At 60.1% G+C, this 18,205-nt stretch carries 17 protein-coding genes; 8 read left to right on the top strand and 9 right to left on the bottom strand.

What is annotated here, in order from left to right:
- Positions 1–320: 320 nt before the first annotated feature.
- Complete coding sequence (prmB, locus tag BFP89_RS24035; protein WP_065887962.1) at positions 321–1,229, bottom strand: 50S ribosomal protein L3 N(5)-glutamine methyltransferase; 909 nt, start codon at positions 1,227–1,229, stop codon at positions 321–323.
- Positions 1,230–1,467: 238 nt separating this feature from the next.
- Here prmB and BFP89_RS24030 point away from each other — a divergent pair, with 238 nt between their 5' ends.
- From BFP89_RS24030 to BFP89_RS24020, 3 genes are all read left to right on the top strand, one after another.
- A complete protein-coding gene (locus BFP89_RS24030) occupies positions 1,468–2,058 on the top strand; it encodes a cysteine hydrolase family protein (RefSeq protein WP_065887961.1) in 591 nt (196 codons plus the stop codon).
- 142 nt (positions 2,059–2,200) lie between these two features.
- Positions 2,201–2,521, top strand: a complete 321-nt coding sequence (locus BFP89_RS24025; RefSeq protein ID WP_065887960.1) for a hypothetical protein — start codon at positions 2,201–2,203, stop codon at positions 2,519–2,521.
- A gap of 75 nt (positions 2,522–2,596) precedes the next feature.
- A complete protein-coding gene (locus BFP89_RS24020; RefSeq protein ID WP_057721413.1) occupies positions 2,597–3,154 on the top strand; it encodes a Smr/MutS family protein in 558 nt (185 codons plus the stop codon).
- 53 nt (positions 3,155–3,207) lie between these two features.
- Here the strand turns inward: BFP89_RS24020 and BFP89_RS24015 are convergent, their stop codons facing one another.
- Genes BFP89_RS24015 through BFP89_RS29470 form a run of 3 tightly spaced genes read right to left on the bottom strand, consistent with a single transcriptional unit; the run spans position 3,208 to position 3,994 of the window.
- Positions 3,208–3,396: a hypothetical protein gene (locus BFP89_RS24015; RefSeq protein WP_065887959.1), complete on the bottom strand. Its 189-nt coding sequence runs from the start codon at positions 3,394–3,396 to the stop codon at positions 3,208–3,210.
- Positions 3,393–3,827 carry a zeta toxin family protein gene (locus BFP89_RS29475; RefSeq protein WP_256097377.1) on the bottom strand — a complete coding sequence of 145 codons (435 nt, stop codon included), beginning with the start codon at positions 3,825–3,827 and terminating at the stop codon, positions 3,393–3,395. The genes BFP89_RS24015 and BFP89_RS29475 overlap by 4 nt, the downstream gene beginning before the upstream one ends.
- A gap of 5 nt (positions 3,828–3,832) precedes the next feature.
- On the bottom strand, positions 3,833–3,994 hold the full coding sequence (locus BFP89_RS29470; RefSeq protein WP_256097378.1) for a zeta toxin family protein: 162 nt from the start codon (positions 3,992–3,994) through the stop codon (positions 3,833–3,835).
- 312 nt (positions 3,995–4,306) lie between these two features.
- Between BFP89_RS29470 and folE the strand changes: the two genes are divergently transcribed.
- Entirely contained in the window at positions 4,307–4,852 is a 546-nt protein-coding gene (folE, locus tag BFP89_RS24005) for a GTP cyclohydrolase I FolE (RefSeq protein WP_065887958.1), read from the top strand.
- Positions 4,853–4,954: 102 nt separating this feature from the next.
- A complete protein-coding gene (locus BFP89_RS24000) occupies positions 4,955–5,326 on the top strand; it encodes a glutathione S-transferase N-terminal domain-containing protein (RefSeq protein WP_065887957.1) in 372 nt (123 codons plus the stop codon).
- A gap of 518 nt (positions 5,327–5,844) precedes the next feature.
- Here BFP89_RS24000 and BFP89_RS23995 read toward each other — a convergent pair.
- The 3 genes from BFP89_RS23995 to BFP89_RS23985 are packed head-to-tail and all read right to left on the bottom strand — an operon-like array spanning position 5,845 to position 8,795.
- Positions 5,845–6,165 carry an AtuA-related protein gene (locus BFP89_RS23995; RefSeq protein ID WP_065887956.1) on the bottom strand — a complete coding sequence of 107 codons (321 nt, stop codon included), beginning with the start codon at positions 6,163–6,165 and terminating at the stop codon, positions 5,845–5,847.
- Positions 6,162–7,487 (bottom strand): acyclic terpene utilization AtuA family protein, encoded by a 1,326-nt coding sequence (locus BFP89_RS23990; protein ID WP_065887955.1) that lies wholly within the window; start codon positions 7,485–7,487, stop codon positions 6,162–6,164. The genes BFP89_RS23995 and BFP89_RS23990 overlap by 4 nt, the downstream gene beginning before the upstream one ends.
- A gap of 15 nt (positions 7,488–7,502) precedes the next feature.
- Positions 7,503–8,795 (bottom strand): CitMHS family transporter, encoded by a 1,293-nt coding sequence (locus tag BFP89_RS23985; RefSeq protein WP_065887954.1) that lies wholly within the window; start codon positions 8,793–8,795, stop codon positions 7,503–7,505.
- Between the two features lie 125 nt (positions 8,796–8,920).
- Here BFP89_RS23985 and BFP89_RS23980 point away from each other — a divergent pair, with 125 nt between their 5' ends.
- On the top strand, positions 8,921–9,817 hold the full coding sequence (locus tag BFP89_RS23980) for a LysR family transcriptional regulator (RefSeq protein WP_065887978.1): 897 nt from the start codon (positions 8,921–8,923) through the stop codon (positions 9,815–9,817).
- Positions 9,818–9,982: 165 nt separating this feature from the next.
- On the opposite strand, the gene BFP89_RS23975 is transcribed toward BFP89_RS23980, so the two are convergent.
- Positions 9,983–10,585, bottom strand: coding sequence for a glutathione S-transferase family protein (locus BFP89_RS23975; RefSeq protein WP_065887953.1), 603 nt, complete (start codon positions 10,583–10,585; stop codon positions 9,983–9,985).
- Between the two features lie 309 nt (positions 10,586–10,894).
- Between BFP89_RS23975 and BFP89_RS23970 the strand changes: the two genes are divergently transcribed.
- Positions 10,895–12,241 (top strand): NCS2 family permease, encoded by a 1,347-nt coding sequence (locus BFP89_RS23970; protein WP_065887952.1) that lies wholly within the window; start codon positions 10,895–10,897, stop codon positions 12,239–12,241.
- Between the two features lie 12 nt (positions 12,242–12,253).
- A complete protein-coding gene (locus BFP89_RS23965) occupies positions 12,254–12,880 on the top strand; it encodes a LysE family translocator (protein ID WP_065887951.1) in 627 nt (208 codons plus the stop codon).
- Here BFP89_RS23965 and BFP89_RS23960 read toward each other — a convergent pair.
- Positions 12,870–18,101 carry a dermonecrotic toxin domain-containing protein gene (locus tag BFP89_RS23960; protein ID WP_065887950.1) on the bottom strand — a complete coding sequence of 1,744 codons (5,232 nt, stop codon included), beginning with the start codon at positions 18,099–18,101 and terminating at the stop codon, positions 12,870–12,872. The genes BFP89_RS23965 and BFP89_RS23960 overlap by 11 nt on opposite strands.
- Positions 18,102–18,205: the final 104 nt, after the last annotated feature.

The following is an 18,205-nucleotide window of genomic DNA, read 5'->3' as shown; positions in this document are numbered from 1 at the left end:
TACTTTTGCGCTTTTCAAAAGTGAGCCGCTGTAAGAGCGGAACCCATAGCAGCCGTTACCGCAGAAACGGATATGTACTCGGTCTGATCCAACATCCTGGCCAGCCCAGAGGCCGCCATCGGGGGCAAGTCGAATCGTCGCACCGCCCCTCCCACATTGGACCGGGATCGACACCAACATCCTGGCCAGCCCAGAGGCCGCCATCGGGGGCAAGTCGAATCGTCGCACCGCCCCTCCCACATTGGACCGGGATCGACACCAACATTCTGGTCGGCCCGGAGGCCGCCATCGGAGGCAAGCCCCCTCCCACATTGACCGAGTTAAACGCGGGCCGCGAAGATTGCCTGATGCGCCCGGCACTGCTCAGCCGTGAGCATGAACACCCCATGCCCACCCCGCTGGAAGTCCAGCCAGGCGAAATCCACTTCCGGGTACAGCGCTTCAACATGCACTTGGCTGTTGCCCACTTCGACAATCAGCAAACCCTTCTCGGCCAGGTGGTCCGCCGCTTGAGCCAGCATCCGCCGTACCAGGTTCAAGCCGTCGTCACCGCAAGCCAGGCCCAGCTCCGGTTCGTGCTGGTATTCATCCGGCATATCGGCGAAGTCTTCCGCGTCCACATACGGCGGATTGGACACAATCAGATCGAAGCGCTGACCCGGCAGCCCGTCAAAGCCGTCGCCCTGCACGGTGTAGACGCGCTCATCGACGCCGTGGCGCTCGATGTTCTGGTTGGCCACTTCGAGGGCTTCGAAGGACAAGTCGCCCAGCACCACCTCAGCCTCGGGGAATTCGTAGGCACAGGCGATGCCGATGCAACCGGAGCCGGTGCACAAGTCGAGAATGCGCGCCGGCGGCTGGGCCAGCCAGGGTTCGAAACGGTTTTCGATCAACTCGCCAATCGGTGAGCGCGGAATCAGCACGCGCTCGTCAACGATAAACGACATGCCGCAGAACCAGGCCTCCTTGAGCAAGTAGGCCGTGGGCACGCGGTCATGGATGCGCCGATGCAGCAAACGCTGCACATGGGAAATTTCCTCTTCTTCCAAATTGCAGTCCAGGTAGCTGTCGGCAATTTCCCACGGCAGATGCAGGGCGCCGAGCACCAGTTGCCGGGCTTCGTCCCAGGCATTGTCGGTGCCGTGGCCAAAAAACAGGTCTTCCCCATGGAAACGGCTGACAGCCCAACGGATATGGTCGCGCAAAGTGCGCAGGCGGGAAGTGATCACGGGGCAGACTCCTGGAAAAAACGACTGGCGATTCTAACAGCGTTCATCTGTACCGACGATGTACGAAATACCGCTGCCGCATGTCGGATTTCATCCAAATCCACCCTAATGACTTAAACAAGCCACCCCCTTGACATGGCTGCACGCCAGCAACGGCGTACCTTACGCGGGTAGCGATTCACAGAACCGCTCAGCCAGTGGACAATGGCGCAAAAGCCCCCCTGACAGGAGCCCCAGAATGTCCGTTCCAAAGACGATGTTTCAAATCAGCGGTCGTGGTTACGCAGCTGCCAACCTTGCCCATGCGACCCTCGTGATCATCGACGCCCAGAAGGAATACCTCAGCGGCCCACTCGCCCTCTCGGGCATGAACGCGGCGGTCGGCAACATCAAGCAACTGGTGACCGCTGCGCGCAACGCCGGACGCCCGATTGTGCATGTGCGCCACCTGGGCACCGTCGGCGGCCTGTTCGATCCGCAAGGCGAGCGCGGCGAATTCATCCCTGGCCTTGAGCCTGAAGGCGACGAAACCATTATCGGCAAGCTGCTGCCCAGCGCCTTTCACGGCACCGGCCTGGAGAAACACCTGCAGGACCTGGGTTCGCTGGACCTGATCGTCTGCGGATTCATGAGTCATTCAAGCGTCAGCACCACGGTACGTGCCGCCAAGAACCTCGGCTTTCGCTGCACCCTGGTGGAAGATGCCTGCGCGACACGCGACTTGCCCTGCAAAGGTGGCGTGCTCAGTGCCGAACATGTGCAGCAAACCGAAATGGCCATCATGGCCGACAACTTCGCCACCCTGGCGTTGACCAAAGATCTGATCTGAACGTCTCTGTGATGAGCGGTGTGCCCATGTTCATTGCCCCGCTCATCCGCAAGGCCTGCTCATTTCGCGCATTTGCCCCGGGCGCAGGAACAACCTGTGTATCTTCCGGTCGAAGGGCCGATACCCTGGAGGAAAGGTCGGAATGAAGATATCCGATGGTTTTGATGCTCGTCGCTTGCGTCCCAAGGGCCCGAGCAATTGGCGTCTGCGCCTGGTGGCGGGCATTGCCGCGCTGCTGGCGATCGTAGGTCTGCTGTTGGCTGGCGCTGGTGGCGCCGGTCTGTTTGGGCATTCGCCGGCACTCGGCGAGCTGAATGCCAGCCCTGGCGGTTCAGCGATCCTGCTGGGGATCGGCCTGTTGGTGCTGTGGTTGGGGGTATGGCTGTGGCGCCGCAGCCGTCGGAAAATGCGCCAGCCGTTGTCGTTGAATATCGCCTCGCACCTGATGAAAAAGCACGACTAATGGCGCTTGGATAGTATTCGACGCGCCGCAGCCGCCGCGATTTAGGTAAACTGCCCGCCCTTCGCGGAGGCTGACATGCAAGACGACGACTTTTCCCTGTTCAAGAACGAGCTGCGCGGCGTCAAGCCGATCAAGCACGACCGCGCCGACACCGGCAAACCCAAGGCTGACCGGGCGCAAATCGCCAAGCTGCGCCAGGCCGCGACCGTGCGCACCGATGCCACCACCGTGGATGGCTTGTCGGATCAGTTCGTGATCGACGTCGGCCCCGAAGATGAATTGATGTGGGCCCGCGATGGGGTGCAGGAAAGCCAGATGCGCAAGCTCAAGGCCGGCCAGATCCCGTTCGAGGGCAGCCTTGACCTGCACGGCATGACCGTGGAGAAGGCGCGGGAAACCCTATGGGCCTTCCTCGCCGAGGCCACCAAATTCGAAATCCGCTGCGTGCGCGTCACCCACGGCAAGGCCGTGCGGCTGGACGGCAAGCGGCCAATGATCAAGAGCCACGTCAACACCTGGCTGCGCCAGCACACCCAGGTGCTCGGCTTTACCTCCTGCCAGGCCCGCCACGGCGGGGCCGGCGCGGTCTATGTGATGCTCAAGCGCACCATGATGGAGGGGCGCGACGAGTAACCAATAAAAAGCCCAGCACTCAGGCTGGGCTGTCAATCAGGAGGACGCGGCTTTTATTCGCCGGCGAACTCTCTAGCTTTTTTCTCTCTTGCCAGTGAGATGACGGCTTTTTGCATCGTGATTGCAGTATTGGCTGCGCTTCGATAGACCGCCCGCCTCTCCTCTACCGAACAGCTTCGGAAAAAATCGGACATGGTTGTAGAAGGATATTTTTCTATTGCGTCCGTAATTTCGCCTTTCATGAGGCTACTCCGGTCAATATTTGCTCAAGTTGTTCAGGATGGTAGGGCTGCCTGACCAGTTCGTCAATTTCGTCAGTTGAAAGGTCGATGCCAATCTCGGCGTCGTTCCCATCAGTATTCTTGAGAATCACATCGACCTGGATTTTTTCCAGAAACTCGCGCTTCAATTGGCACACCGTCGCCTTGGATGCATAGAACTGGCGAACGAATTCCACGCAAGGGATGTTCCTGCCTTCAACGGCTTCCCGTGCAAGCACAAATTCCCATGCCAGCTCCGGCTTTTGATACACATACATGATTTGCACTGAGCGGTTTTTCTTGCCGAGCGCACGCTGGATGTTTTTTCGCGCAACGTCGAGATTCGCGAGAGTCCCATCCAGAAGAAATGACTGTCGCTGCTGATAAACGAGGTCGATGGCCCGCTCCACCATAATGATTACGCCGCGCTGAAACAGGCTCGAATTCGCACCGTTATACTAGGAAAATAATCCCTGAAGTCGTCAGGGTCGATACGAAGCGTTTTGGCCCCATGCGCCTCCATCAGATTGACAAAGGACTTCGAGACCTCAGTCTTACCGGCGCCAGGAGAACCCGCCATAAAAACCGAGACGGGATATTCTTCACCGGGATAGCGAGTCAAGCAGGCCAAATCCCTGGCAATTCGTGTGCGATTCGCCTTGGCGAAGCCAACGGCACGCTCTGCGATACTTCGTTCCCGTGGCGTCATCACATACTCCTCACTGGAGGCCGACTTTAACATCGGCTTCGTGCGGGAATACACCTGTCGCCGTACCTACGCTACTATGTGCGCCAATCACCAGCGCACACTGCGATATCCGCGCGGTAACAACGCTTCATATTGGTACAGGCATACACCGTACCGCTCTGAAACCCATACGGAAACAGTCCTGTGACATTGGAACAAAACTACACCGCGATTCTCGGCCAACTCGGCGAGGACGTCTCCCGCGAGGGTCTGCTCGACACGCCAAAGCGTGCCGCCAAGGCAATGCAGTACCTCTGCCGCGGTTATGAACAGACGCTCGAAGAAGTCACCAATGGCGCCTTGTTCAGCTCCGACAACAGCGAAATGGTGCTGGTCAAGGACATCGAGTTGTACTCGCTGTGCGAACACCACCTGCTGCCGTTTATTGGCAAGGCCCACGTGGCGTACATCCCGAGCGGCAAAGTGCTGGGCCTGTCGAAGGTCGCGCGGATCGTCGATATGTATGCGCGTCGCCTGCAGATCCAGGAAAACCTCAGCCGCCAGATCGCCGATGCGGTGCTGGAAGTGACCGGCGCCCTCGGCGTGGCGGTGGTGATCGAGGCCAAGCACATGTGCATGATGATGCGCGGTGTGGAAAAACAGAATTCGTCGATGATTACATCGGTGATGCTCGGTGAGTTCCGTGAAAACGCGGCCACCCGCAGCGAATTTCTCAGCCTGATCAAGTAAACGGCTGTGCAGGAAAAAGCCGGCGTTCATCGCCGGTTTTTTTTCGTCCGTAAAATTCAGGTAAGCTGCGACCCCTTCTCCATGGGCAAGAGGCTTTCAGCCATGTTCGTCAAAGCACTTCGAGTAGGCCTCGGCCAGATCATCATCGCCGGCGACTTCCTGACCCGTCCGCGCAAAAAACAGCGGCCCGCCGAACAACAGGCGCAGGTGAATGAAGCGGCCAAAGGCCTGACCCTGTATCAGTTCCATGCCTGCCCGTTCTGCGTGAAGACCCGTCGTACCCTGCATCGCCTGAATGTGCCGGTGGCGCTCAAGGACGCGAAGAACAATGCGCAGGATCGCCAGACTCTGCTGGAGCAAGGCGGCAAGATCAAGGTGCCGTGCCTGCGCATCGAAGAAAACGGCCAGACTACCTGGATGTACGATTCCAAGGTGATCATTGATTACCTGGACAAGCGCTTCGCCGCGATCTGACAGACCTGCGCAGATCCATTGTGGGAGGGGCGGTGCGACGATTCGACTTGCCCCCGATGGCGGCCTCTGGGCCGACCAGGATGTTGGATTGGGTTGAGTACATATCCGTTTCTGCGGTAACGGCTGCTAATGGTTCCGCTTTTACAGCGGCTCACTTTTGAAAAGCGCAAAAGTAAGCAAAACGCTCTTGCCCCACCACTCGGCACCTCGCCTAGGCTCGGTGTGCCCGAACGCAGGCTTGAATCCGTGGGCCGCCGCAATGGGCCATCCATGGCCCAGTGCGGCTAACCCGGCGTCCTGCCGGGTTGCCCACGGATTCAAGCCTGCGTTCGGCCAGCGTGGTTTGACGGGGCGCCTAAGATCAAAAGCAGGTCAAGATCAAGAGCGGCTCGCTTCGCATCGTGGTTACGGTTGGGCGCTGCTGAGTTGTGTAGATACCTATGGCTATCGGGGGCAAGCCCCCTCCCACAGAGAATCTGAGCTAACTGATTGGCATTAGGGCTTGCCCCCTCCCACATTCAGTTCGCTGCTGGCAACTCCAGGTCCAGCAACGCCGACCCAAGACATTTGCCATGGGCATCCAGCGCCAGCGAGCGGGTCACGCCGCCGCGCAGGATGCCCGGCAACACAAAATTCAGCGCCTGCACATTGGGCAGTTCATAACGCCGGACCGGCGCAGCGCCGGGCTCCAGCAAATCGGCAAAGAACTCGGCCACGCGCTCGGCCGTCAGTTGTTCGCACAGCCACGGATAGTCTTCGGCGCGATAGGCAATGATCGAGATGTTCGACGTGTCGCCCTTGTCACCGGTGCGGGAATGGGCCAGCGTGTGCAGTTTCATCCTTCAATCCTCGGTTTGACGTCGCCACGGGGCAGCAGCAACGACGCCACCGCCACCACCTGGCGCACGCTCTTGCTCGCTCCACCACCGCCGGCCGGGCCATTGGTGTAGAGGGTTTCCACTTCGTTACCGACGCGCACGGCGTCAGCGCGCGCCTCGCAACGAGCAGCGACGCGCAGGCGCACCTCCCAGGGCTCAACGTGGCTGCGCGGCCCGTGCAATGAGTCCATGCCGATCAACTCGGCGCGTACGTCCTGCATCTTCACGCCGGTCAGTTCCAGACGCTTGAGCACTACATCCCGCGCCAATTGCGCCCGTGCGACAGCGCCTGGACCGCCGTAGGACATCTGCCCCTCACCGATCCAGCCGTCCAGATAACCGACGCTGACCTTCAGCTGCTCAGGCCGGGCACGACCGTCGGCCCCCTGGGCACGCACCCGATCAATGCCCTCCTCGACAAAGCCCACCCGTGAAAAGTCGGCCGTGACATCCGGGGTCAGATACGCTTGCGGGTCGTGCACTTCGTAGATCAATTGTTCGCTGCAGGTGGCGCGGCTGACCTGCCCACCGGAGCCCGCCACCTTGGTGATCAAGGCATATCCGTCGGCGTCGACCTCGGCCAATGGAAAGCCCAGGCGTGCCAGGTCATCCACATCCTTGCGGTCTGGGTCGGCGAAATAACCACCGCTGACCTGCCCCGCACACTCGAGCAAATGCCCGACCAGGGTGCCCCTGCCCAGGCGCTGCCAATCGTCGGCGGCCCAGCCGAATTCAAACATCTGCGGCGCAAGAAACAATGACGGGTCGGCCACACGCCCCGTAATCACTACATCGGCGTCAGCGCGCAGGGCCTCAAGGATGCCCTCCACGCCCAGGTAGGCATTCGCCGAAACCAGCCGTTCACCCAGTGCGCCCACGGTCTGGCCGTTGTCCAGCCACTGCTCAGGCCGCAACGCCTGCAACACGTCGTCGCCCACCACGGCCACCACCTTGAGGTTCACCCCCAGTTCACCGGCGATGCGCCGCACTTCGGCCGCGGCCGAGACCGGGTTGGCGGCGCCCATGTTGGTGATAACGCGCAGACGACGGCGGCCCGGTTGCCGCCCGACAAAGGGCAGCACCCGCTGCATGCGCTCACTCAACAAGGGGTCGTAGCCGCCTGCCGGATCGCTGATACGCGCCTGTTGCGCGAGGGCAATGGTGCGTTCGGCCAGGCATTCGAACACCAGGTAATCCAGGTCGCCCTGTTCGGCCAGTTCCACGGCGGGTTCGATACGGTCACCGGAGTAGCCGGCGCCGGCGCCGATGCGCAAGGTTTTCATCTCAGATAACTCCTCTTAGATAACGCCCAAAAGCAGCGCGGTCAGGGTCATCAGCACCGACGCGGCAAACAGAAAAGGAATGGTGAAGCGCTGGTGATCGGCCAGTTCGATCTTGCACAGGCCCACCAGCAGGAAGGTCGCGGGGGTCAACGGGCTGACCGGGAAACCGGTGGTGTGCACACCCAGCAACGAGGCCTGGGCCACTTGCAGCGGGTCGACGCCCAGCGCCTTGCCGACTTCGGCGATCACCGGCATTACGCCGAAATAGTAGGAATCGGGATCGAACAACATGCTCAACGGCATGGAAATAAAGCCCACCACCGCCGGGATCAACTTGCCATGGCCGGCCGGAATCTGCGCCACCGCCACTTCGGCAATTGCCTTGAGCATGCCGGTGCCTTGCATGATGCCGGTGAACACGCCGGCGGCGAGCAGGATGCTGGCCATGGTCAGGGCGGTTTTGGCATGGGCGTCGATACGCGCGCGCTGGGCGTCGACATTGGGGTAGTTGATGCACAGCGCGACCACGGTGCCGAGCATGAACATCACCACCGGGTCGACCCAGCCGGCGATCATCACCACCATCACCAGCAGAGTGAGCATCAGGTTGACCCAGAACAGCCGTGGACGGCGCAGCTTGATATCGTCGTCACTGAGCACCCGTTGCGGCACCGCATCGACGCTGGAACCGGCGCCCAGGCCCAGGCGTTTTTCTTCCCGATGACCCAGCCACCAGGCGCAGGCGAACACAAAGATCAGCCCGACGATCTGCACCGGGATCAGCGGTTGGAACAGGTCCGCCACCGGCACATGCAACGCCGCGGACGAGCGCAGCACCGGCCCGGTCCACGGCAGGAAGTTGACCCCGGCGGCCATCGCACAAACGCAGGCCAGGATACGCTTGTCGATGCCCAGCCGGGTGTACAACGGCAACATCGCCGGCACCGTCACCAGAAAGGTCACCGCGCCGGAGCCGTCCAGGTGCACCAGCAGCGCCAGGGTCGCGGTGCCGACGACAATCCGTGTAGGACGCGTGCCTACCGTGCGCAGGATGCGATCAATGATCGGGTCGAGCATGCCGGCGTCGGTCATGATCCCGAAGAACAGGATCGCAAACACAAACATGCCAACGACCGGGGCGACGTTCTTGATGCCAGTGATGATGAACCCGCTGGTTTGCAGGCCGAATCCACCGATCAACGCGGCGATGATCGGCAAGGCAATCAGGGCCACCAGGGGCGAGAGGCGCTTGCTCATGACGGCAGCAAGCAGGCAGAGGATGGTAATGACGCCCAGGGTTGCGAGCATGGGGTACTCCAGAGCGGCCTTGGTGGCCGGTTATTGTTTTCCCTAGAGTATTGGAAGCGGGCTAGTCTTTGTAAATTGGAATATTCGGCATGGTATGTTCGGAAAAACAAAATGAAGCCGCCCTTATGAAAAACAGTATCCAGCACATCCAGGCCTTCCTCGCCGTTGCGCGCACCGGCAGTTTCACCAAGGCGGCCAACGAGCTGCACCTGTCTCCCTCAGCCCTCACCGTGCAAGTCCAGCAGTTGGAGGACTGGCTCGGCGTCACCCTGCTCGACCGCAGCCCGCGCCATGTGAGCATCACCGCCGCCGGCCAGGAAGCGCGGGGACCCATGGAAAAACTGCTGCTGGACCTGGACAACATCGTCAGCGGCTCCCGCGACCTCGCCGCCCTGCGCCGGGGTGTAGTCACTATCGCCGCCCTGCCCTCGGTGTGCGCCGGCAGCCTGCCGCCGGCGTTGCGCCTGTTTCGCGAGCGATTCGCCGGGATTGAAGTGCGCCTGCATGACTTGGTGGCCCATCGCATTCATGCCCAGGTGCGTTCCGGCGAGGTGGACTTCGGCATCGGCGTACGTGCGCGCCTGAGTCATGGCCTGGACTTCGTGCCGGTGTTGAATGATCGCTTGTGCGCGTTTGTGCCGCTGGACCATGGGCTGACGCGCTATCGGTCACTGACCCTGGCGCAACTGGCAGACCAGCCGATCATCCTGACCGGACGCGACAGCAGCGTGCGCGAGCAAGTGGACGCGCTGTTCGACCAGACACGACTGACGCTGAACGCGGGCATGGAAGCCAACTACATGTCGACGGTATTGGCGTTGGTGCGCCAAGGGTTGGGGATCAGTGTGCTGCCGGAGTCGGCAGCGGACAGCCTGGAGGGGTTGCAGCGGATCACGATCGATCACCCCGGCGTGAACCGGGAGATCGGGTTGATCACTCGCAGTGGGATGGCGTTAAGCCCGGCAGCACAGCGCTGCTTTGACCTGCTGAATAAAGAGTTATCTGACTCACCCTTGAGCTAAATGGTCGCAGAGCGCTTGGCGATCACCACCCTCTGTAGGAGCGAGCTTGCTCGCGAAAAACTCACAGGCACCGCGTTCATTCAGGAAGCACGCGTTATCGTTGACGTTTTTCGCGAGCAAGCTCGCTCCTACATCAGGGCTTGCCCCCACCTTTTGATTGCATGATCAGTCCAGCATCGGGACATGCCGAGGATGACTGGCCACCCGCTGCAGCCACGCCTGCACCGCCGGATACGGCGCCAGGTCAAACCCGCCTTCATGGGCCACATGGGTGTAGGCATACAGCGCAATATCGGCAATCGAATATTGCTCGCCCACCAGATACGGCGTGGCTTGCAGCTGGCGCTCCATCACCCTTAACGCCTTGTAGCCACCCTTGTGGGTAGTCTTGTATTCCTCCAGGCGATCCTGCGGCATGTTCAGGTAGAGCTGAATGAACCGCGCCACGGCGATGTAAGGCTCGTGGCTGTATTGCTCGAAGAACTGCCACTGCAACACTTGGGTACGCAAGCGCGGCTCGCTCGGCAAGAAGTCGCTGCCATCGGCGAGAAAGTTGAGGATCGCGTTGGACTCCCACAGGCAGGTACCGTCTTCCAGCTCCAGCACCGGGATCTTGCCGTTGGGGTTCTTCGCCAGGAACTCAGGGGTCTGGGTGTCGCCCTTGAGAATATCGATATCGATCCATTGGTACGGGATGCCCAACAGGTTGAGCATCAATTTGATCTTGTAGCAGTTGCCCGATTTGTAATCGCCATAAACCTTGTACATGGGCTCCCCTTATGCCGCTTGACGCGCCCGGAACGAACGCTTGCGCCCACAAAGTGCGGCTATCCACGGTTTGTTTCAAGGCGCTGCGAAGAATAAATCCGTCCGACTGCTGTGGTGGACGGCCTTTCATCCCTTTCTGCGCAGATAATCGAAAACATTATTTGCTTTATTTGTATACAAAAGCATAATTCGCTTCGTGCGAGTTCCTGACCTATCAATCAACAAAACCCGCCGGTACCTCAAAGCGCTGCTGCCCACTCATGTGACCGGCGCTGGAAATAACAATAAAACGATTGAGGAGTACGCGCTGTGGATAGCCGCAAAACCGAAGCCCCAACCCTGGACCTCACCCCGCCGCGCCACGGCTGGCTCGAACGCCTGTTCAAACTGCGCTTGCATGGCACCACAGTGAAGACCGAGCTGATCGCCGGCCTTACCACCTTCATCACCATGGCCTACATCATCTTCGTCAACCCCAACATCATGGCCGATGCGGGCATCGACCACGGTGCGGCGTTCGTCGCCACCTGCATCGCCGCCGCGCTGGGCTGCCTGTTGATGGGCCTTTACGCCAACTGGCCGGTGGGCCTGGCACCGGGCATGGGCCTGAACGCGTTTTTCACCTACACCGTGGTTGGCACCATGGGCTACCACTGGGAGACCGCCCTCGGCGCGGTGTTTATCTCCGGCGTGCTGTTCATGATCCTGACCCTGTCGCGCATCCGTGAATGGCTGCTCAACAGTATTCCCGTGAGCCTGCGCCACGCCATGGGCGCCGGGGTAGGCCTGTTCCTCGGCGTGATCGGTCTGAAAACCGCCGGGATCATCGTCGACAGCCCGGCGACCCTGATCAAGCTCGGCTCCCTGCACGAGCCCGCGCCGCTGCTGGCGGCGGTGTGTTTCCTGCTGATCGCCATTCTCAGCTATCACCGCGTGTTCGGCGCGATCCTCATCAGCATCATCGCCGTCACGCTGGCCGGCTGGGGTCTGGGCCTGGTGCATTACAACGGCATTCTCTCCACCCCACCGAGCCTGGCGCCGACCTGGATGGCCATGGACGTGATGGGTGTGTTCAATGTGAGCATGATCAGCGTGGTATTCGCCTTTCTTTTTGTACACATGTTCGACACCGCAGGTACACTGATGGGCGTTGCGCAACGTGCTGGCCTGGTGAACGCCGATGGCAAGATCGACAACCTGTCCCGCGCGCTGAAGGCCGACAGTGCCTCCAGTGTATTCGGCGCCATGGTCGGCGTGCCGCCCGTGACCAGCTACGTGGAAAGCGCCGCCGGTGTGGCAGCCGGTGGCCGTACCGGGCTGACGGCGGTAACGGTGGGCGTGCTGTTTGTGGCGGCGATGTTCTTCGCGCCGCTGGCCGGCATGATTCCCGCCTACGCCACCGCCGGCGCGCTGATCTACGTGGCAATGCTGATGATGGCGAGCATGGCGCATATCAACTGGGATGAAGCCACCGACAGCATTCCGGCGATCGTCACCGCGATCATGATGCCGCTGACGTTTTCGGTCGCCGACGGCATTGCGCTGGGGTTCATCACCTACGTGGCGCTCAAGGCCGGCACCGGCAAGTACCGCGAGATTTCCGTCAGCTTGTGGGTGTTGTGCGCGATTTTCATTGCGAAGTTCGTATTTTTATAAAAGGAGCAAATGATGACCCTGGATACCTGGCTGCTGTTCAGTGGGGCTGCATTGATCGTGATCCTGATTCCCGGGCCACTGTCGCTGCTGATGATCAGCAACAGCCTCAACTACGGCCTGCGCCGCTCGTACCCGGCGTTTTTGGGCGGAGTGTTTGCGTCGATCTGCCTGTTGAGTGCTTCGGCCTTGGGTCTGGGGGCCTTGTTGCTGGCCTCGGAACAGCTGTTCAGTGCCTTGAAAATCGTCGGCGCGGCCTATCTGTTTTACCTCTCCTGGCAGAGCTGGCAGCAATCGCGCCAACCGAACCGGGGCGCCGTAATGCCTGCGGCCACGGCAACACCCCGGTTCCGCACGCTATTTGGCCGGGCCTTTGTACTGGGTGCCAGCAACCCTAAGGACATTCTGTTTTTCGCGGCCTTCCTGCCGCAGTTTCTCAATAGCCAGCAGGCTTTCCTGCCACAGTTGTTGACCATGATCGCCACCTGGACGGTGCTCGACCTGCTGTGCAAGCTGGCCTACGGCCTGGGTGCCCATGGCGCAGCGCGTTACTTGCGCAGCGGTTCGGGCCAGAGCTGGTTCAACCGTATCAGCGCCGCGCTGTTCGGCGGCGCCGGGGCGGTATCGCTGATTAATCGATAGGGACCAGTTTGATGAAGTAAACGCTTGGAGGCACTTCCCCAAAGGTAGGCCACTGAATGCCCGCCATTATCCGAACCAGACGATTTTCCTGCAGTGCGGTTTTCACCTCGACGGGTAATGACGGGTCTGCGTGGAACCAGCGATTATCAAGCCTGGCACCGATTTTGATACTGCCCTTTTCAACCCACTGGAAGGCCACGTAATACAGTTGGTTTGGAGAGTTGGGATGGGTAGCGATCAATTCCTGTACGGTCTTTTTCCCGTAGCGTGTCACCGAGATATCCCGAAAATCGAAGCCCTGCGACGTCAGCACTGCCTTGACTGCCGCGATTTGCGCAGTCTGCCTATCGGCCACAACCGCTTTACCACCGCGCTGGAGCTTAGGGTCTGGCCTGACCGTGAAGTCTACCCGCGTGAAACCAGGCGCCTTGCCATCGTAACCGATGTGTATGAACTCTCGATCCAGATCGTGAGGACGCAATAGGCGCAGCAAATCATCCGTCTGGCCTGGCTTGGCAGGGCGTGTGGGTAGCCAATCGTCGATCGCCGCACGTACGTTGAGCATATGACCGGCCGTTGCCGGGCGCTTTGGACCTGATAACTCAATCACCCTCTCGACGGTGAATGCCCGGCTATGGCGGGTCATGGTGGGGAAGGCCGAACTCACGTAGTCCGTCAAAGGCCTGTCGAACAGTGGGGCATGGACTCGCCATTCACTGGCTTGAACATATGACACCGGAAGAGGCTGCTCAAGCAGCGCCGTCGTCGTCCAGCGCTCAATGTCCACCCCCGCCAACGAAACCAGCGGCTCATTTTTGTAAATAAACTGAATGCCATTCGATGGAGCCGAATCGCCCTCGGGAAGCAGCCTGAAATAACTGCTCGCCGGATCCATCAGGCCGGAATTGGGGGGAGCCGCCCGAAGGACATTGTGAGGGTATCCGCGCGCATCCTGCGCAATATGGAACACCCCGGCAGACGGAGAATGCGATATCGGCCCCACCTCATGAGGTGGAATGCGCCACTGCTGCCAATGGGTAGCCGTCGAGACTGATTGCAGAATCGTGTTTGGCACAGCATCGCGCGAAGCGCTGGAGGGTCGCCAGTCCGATTGCGGCCCAGGCACTCGCCACGGGCTGAGGACGCCGGAACTGGGCCCCGGTTGTGGCGCATCCGCCCCCAGCAGCCATTCATGGGGCTGCTCGATGTGTAGAATCAGCTCATCTTCGCCCTGGCTATTTTTCAGGCGCAGCCCCCGTTCGTTCTCGCGTGTGTATACCGGGTAAACATCTTTACCCTCGCGGATAAACTGCCGGCCCTCTTTTACATACCGACCTTTACCGCCCGGCCCCGCCAGTTCAACGGCTTCGTCCAAACTGCCAAGGGACTGGAAGTGTTCCAGCAGATGGCGTGGTTTGATCAGTGATGGTTTCAGGCCGGCATGTGTACCCGGGAGGATTCGTTGATGGCGATGCAAACGCCCCAAAGCGCCACGCGAAACGCGCGCGCCTTTTGAAGAGGGCGCAAAGGATGTCAGCACGTCTATGAATGCCATCATCGTCAAGAACACCACATCCACAGCGTCATCGGCTGACCCGCTGAAATGAAAGCGCCGCGCGGCAAGCAGCATTTCATAAAGGCTGACGCCAACGCCCAGCACCGGGACAAAACCCAGCAGACCGCGAATCGTCGCGTCGCGCTGTTCCCCCAAACGTAGCTCGCGGTATTGCTCGAGTGCTTGGGAAGACCGGGACTGGGCTTGGGTACGACGTTGCAGATCGAACACCTGCGCATGGGCCAACAACGCCATGGCATTACCAGAGTTTGTAGGTGCAGCCGCTAACCAATGCTCAGGCTGCGACTCAATCTGCTCTTTGATCAACGCCTCGACACTGGCCGGGTCTACCGCCGGCGTCTTTGGCGGGGCCGCGAAAAACTTCACGATCTCAGTAAACGCACTATAGAAGGCGGGCAGGACTGGCTGAAGCGAGTGTTGCTCGCGAGGCAGTACCTGCAGCTCTTCATCGGGGTAACTGTCCAGCGCCTGCGCCTCCCACCCAGGCGCCACCTGACGCGCCAACGCCTTCTGGTTTTCGGGCAGTGCACCCACAAGATTCAAGGCCTTCTGCGCTTCGCCCAAACTGGCATAGGCGACAATCACCCGGCTGGCCGCCGCCATGGGCCAATACACCACACAGAGCCCTGAGGACTGGTCATGAATAAATAACAGGCCGGCGATGTGCCGATCATGTGCCGGGGCGGCACCCATCAGCCGCAGAACCGCCAACTGTAGGTCGAACCCCTCTTTTTTCAGGTCACTTGCCGTCCGGGCTGCCATCGCCAGAGTAAACAGACGCTGGGCTTTGTCACTCAAGCCTTGCTGGGCTGCAGAGTACAGCTGCATGTGGGCACGTTGTTGCAACGCCCTATAGATCAGGGCCTGCGAGAGACCCGGGGACGTGGCCGGAGTAGATGCCGACGGATAAAATGCGTTGATGATCAGCTTGTCGTACTCGCCTCCCAGATCGAGCGAAGACAGGGTGTCGATCAGATAACGCACGCTCAAGCGCTCTTTCCAGGCCGGCTCCAGCCATCTTGCGCGGTTCAACCGCCAACGGGTCCAGGGCGCCTTGGGGTCCAGGTTGTGCAACGCCAATTGCAGGAGACTGAAGGTCGTTCGCCGTTGGCTGACAACCATTTTCATATCGCGGTCTCCCACTGCGCACTGGCTCGACCAGCTACACAATTGGGAACTGACATCATCGGGCATATCAAACAGAGGCGTGTCGATATCCAGCTGCGGGCAAACCCCGTCCTGGGTCAATCGCGCAATCAAGGCAGTCCGGGCGAATGACTCCAGGCTCGGCAAGTCCAGCCATAGTTTGCGCTCCACCGCAAAGGCATTCGTCAGATAACGGCGTGACAATCGTCTGTAGTGCTTTCGCTTTCGGGTTGAGGCAATGCTCAACCACGACGGGAGTTTTTTGGCTTGAGTGGCGGCGTCCTGCAGCAGGTTGATATTGGCCAGGGCCAGGGTGCGAGCATCATTGGCAGGTACTTGCAGGCACTCGAACAACTCCCGGGCCAGCAACATACGGCTTAACTGCGGATCGCTCACCTCACTGAACAACCGGACACCCGTGCCCACACGCTTGTTCAACGCAGCGTAATGTTGCATCAGTTTAATGAACAGGTCCTTGAGCATCGTGCGCTTGATGGTCTCGTAGCTCACTCCCAATGGCGTGTCCTTGGACACCCCATGGACCCAGTCCCGCGCCGCCGCGCGGTAATCACGCCCGATGCAGCGCCACAACACGGAGCCATCGCGGCTTTTCAGGCTGGCATTCAAGCCCTTGGCAAAAGCGTTCAAGCTATCAAAGGGCACAAGCCCGCCATACAGACCTATCACGTATAACAACACTGAGTGTGGCCGATCCGGGTAAGCCTGGGCCTCATGGGTGGTCACGAGCAACGCGCCCAGCAACGGGTACGAAGGCCCGGACTCACTGCCGACGGTTACCTGCAACACACAGGTATCCGTTGCGTTGTCGCCGGGGACCCAAGACTCACTCAACACCGTGTTCAATCGCTTCAGGTGCGCGGCAGGCAATAGGCTCAACTGCTGCAGCATCTGGGCTTCCAGGAGCAAAGCCCGGCGCAGGGCCGTCTCCACCAATGAACCGCGATTAGACGTACCCAAAGGCTGCTCAAGCCAGAACGCCTTCTGAAACATGCGCCCGTGCGGGCCATGAGCCCACTGACTCGCTGCACTCACGTGTTCCTGCCAACGCTGTTCAAGGCTCAAGAAGTCCTGATAGGGCTGGTTGCTTTTGCCCATATCCGTCGGATCCAACAACGCCATCAGGCCTTTTTCGTAACGTTTGAGTTGCGCTTCACGGGTCTTGAAGGCGAGGTCCGACGTCAGGCTTGCACACACAATCTCATGGCTACGGCGCTGACGATCCCATTCCGGCAAGGCGTCCAGGGCCTTTCCCAGCAACAGGCTGCGTGCCAGCCTGCGACGGCCCTTTTCGATGAACTTGAGCAAGCGTTTCACATCGGGAGCGCTGAACGTCCCCGCACCTTGAACGCCCACTGCCGCAGGGTTGATCGACAAGGCACAGGCCACCTCGTTATCCCACTGCCCCTCCAGCAGCGCGGTCGCACTGGCGAGCAACGCGTCTTCCTGGTGCACACCGATAAGCTGAAGAGTGAACGCCAGGGGCACCGCGCTCGCCATGTCACACAGTTCATGCCAACGACGCAGTGGCAAACACTGCCAAAGCACCTGGCTCAACGGGCCATTGACCAGCACTGGCAAATCACATTGCATTCGGTACCAGGAACTGAACTCGTAAAACTCGCGAGTCAGGCCGGGCAGGTAAATCACGTGGGGTGAGTCCCCCGCGATGTCATCACGATAAATATGCAAAGCACCCGGCACAGGCACCAGCGCGTGATTGGTGCCAGGCCACGCCAGTCCGCTCACTTGAATACTTGCCCACTCCCCTCCCGCCCGGCGGCGCGCGGCGGCGCCCGGAATCTCCATGACGTTGCGGACCATGGCAAAGCCGCGATCCGACAGTTGGTAAACACGATGTGCGAGCAGTGCATTCTCGGCGAACAACGACTTTCGCAGCTGCACCCAATGCTGCTTGCGTGTCAGCCAGGATCCATAGGCCAGTTGCTGCCAATAATCTCGTTCAGCCGCCTCAATCTGACGGAGCAGTTTCAACGCCTTCACGCGTTCCAGCGCATCCCGGGCGGTAAACGACAACGCCCGTGCAGGTTGGTCCTTGATGCACAATGAAGTGAACTGGTTAATGTTGGCCGGCACATCAGGCTCAATGAGAAGCGCCAGGGCTTTTTCGGTCAGGTTATTGACCTTCCGGGGAAGGGGCGGCGGTCGGGATTCGGTGAACAGCAGCGTATCGGGGTCCAGAGCGAAGGCCTTGCGTAAGGCCCCGCGGATAATGCCCAGGACCCGCGGCGCACGCCCAACCAAGCCTTTCAAGGATTTTGCCGCCTCTCTGGCCTTGGTTTGTGCTTCACACAAGCGATTGATTTCATGACTGGGCTGCGTGACCGCGTTGAGCCGTCGGGTCAACAGTATGCGAATCGCCGCGTCACGCTCCGACTCAGAGGTTTGCGGGTCATCAAAATCAAGCGCTTGGGCCGCGGCGGCCTCAGCGGCCAACCAAGCGGTGGTGTCGGTACTCATGGCAGACTGTTCCGTACAGAAAAGCCGAGCCTAGGCACCTGGGTCGCCAACGGTGCGTTATATAGTTGGGGGGGCGCGCAGCCCCGTAAGCATAAAAAAAGCCC

This window comes from Pseudomonas sp. 31 R 17 (genome assembly GCF_900004915.1).
GTDB lineage: Bacteria > Pseudomonadota > Gammaproteobacteria > Pseudomonadales > Pseudomonadaceae > Aquipseudomonas > Aquipseudomonas orientalis_A.
This window is presented reverse-complemented; position numbering and strand designations above follow the sequence as displayed.